Source organism: Komagataeibacter kakiaceti JCM 25156, from assembly GCF_000613305.1.
In genome coordinates this window covers 1-1,255 of record NZ_BAIO01000610.1, presented here as the reverse complement: position 1 = coordinate 1,255, position 1,255 = coordinate 1, and the positions used below count along the sequence as shown (strand labels likewise).

General features: G+C 62.4%; 3 protein-coding genes. All 3 read right to left on the bottom strand.

The features are described 5' to 3' along the window. Positions 1-144: 144 nt before the first annotated feature. The 3 genes from yidD to rpmH all read right to left on the bottom strand — a co-directional run bounded on the left by yidD (position 145) and on the right by rpmH (position 998). Positions 145-441 carry a membrane protein insertion efficiency factor YidD gene (gene yidD, locus JCM25156_RS17120; protein ID WP_025814112.1) on the bottom strand — a complete coding sequence of 99 codons (297 nt, stop codon included), beginning with the start codon at positions 439-441 and terminating at the stop codon, positions 145-147. Continuing rightward, positions 438-788 (bottom strand): ribonuclease P protein component, encoded by a 351-nt coding sequence (rnpA, locus tag JCM25156_RS17115; RefSeq protein ID WP_025814110.1) that lies wholly within the window; start codon positions 786-788, stop codon positions 438-440. The genes yidD and rnpA overlap by 4 nt, the downstream gene beginning before the upstream one ends. Before the next feature lie 75 nt (positions 789-863). Next, the gene (gene rpmH, locus JCM25156_RS28210; protein ID WP_007399178.1) at positions 864-998 is read right to left on the bottom strand and encodes a 50S ribosomal protein L34; all 135 of its coding nucleotides are present in this window, start codon (positions 996-998) and stop codon (positions 864-866) included. Positions 999-1,255: the final 257 nt, after the last annotated feature.

Below are 1,255 nucleotides of genomic sequence, written 5' to 3'. Positions count from 1 at the left end.
TACCCGCCGCAGGCGGCAGGGCGGGCGCGGTCGCCGGGGCCTGCTGTTCCACCGTCTTATGGTTCTGCTGAGGCAGGAAATACTCAAAACCAACCAGCACCACGGCAGACAGTAATGTTGCCACCATAAAACGCTTGATATCCATCAGCGACCCGCCAGACTTTTACTGTTTTTCATGGAGTCATGCATGTCACACCCGCAGGCCGCGCCGGGAACGGGGTCGTGACCACCCGCATTCCACGGGTTGCAGCGCAGGATGCGCCACCCGGCCAGCACACTGCCCCGCATCGCCCCATGCCGGGCGATGGCGTCGCGTGCGTAATGACTGCATGAAGGAACGAAGCGGCAATGCGCGCCCCATATCGGGCGGATTACCAGTTGATACGCGCGAATGAGCGCGCGCAGCGCATGGGCGGCCAGGCCTGGGGAAGACGTACTCACGATTCTTCCTTTACTCCGGCCTTGCGCAGGGCCTTGCGGTAATCCCCGATCAGGGCGGCGAACCGCCGACCGCACGTGCCGGACCGGCCAATGACCACGATGTCAACGCCCGCAAGCGCCGTTTCGCGGCCGACCAGCCGTACAACCTCACGCAGGCGTCGCCGCGCGCGATTGCGCACGACGGAATTGCCCACTTTCTTGGTAACGGTAAAACCGTACCGGGCAGCTTCCGTGTCACCGCGTTCAAGCGCCTGAAGCACCAGTCCCGGCACGGGAGCCTTGCGGCCTTTTGCCGCAACCCGCAGGAACTCGGCACGTTTTTTAAGACGCGTGGACTTGTCGGCCACTTTAAGCCGCCCCTTTGTAGAGACATTCACGGTTCCGGGCACGAAGGCACCCGGAACGTACAGACGTCACCTGCCTCAGGCAGAAAGACGCTTGCGGCCCTTGCTGCGACGGTTTGCAACAACTTTACGGCCACCAACGGTTTCCATACGCGAACGGAAGCCGTGGCGACGCTTGCGGACCAGCTTCGAGGGTTGATACGTGCGCTTCACAACGGCACTCCCAGATTGACAATGACAGACAGGTTACGGAATAAATTCCACAGGCCCCGTACAATACGGAAGGCCTGAGCGGCGCCTTATACTGCCGCTTTCCGGCAACGTCAATGCTGCCGCGCCCCTGAGCCCCAACCGGATGGATTTCATGACCAGCCCCACCCGCGACTCCGCCCCCGCCATGGATGAAGCGCTGCGGCGGCACATCCACGATATACGGGGCCATCTCTCACCCGCCATGCTGCAGGCGGATG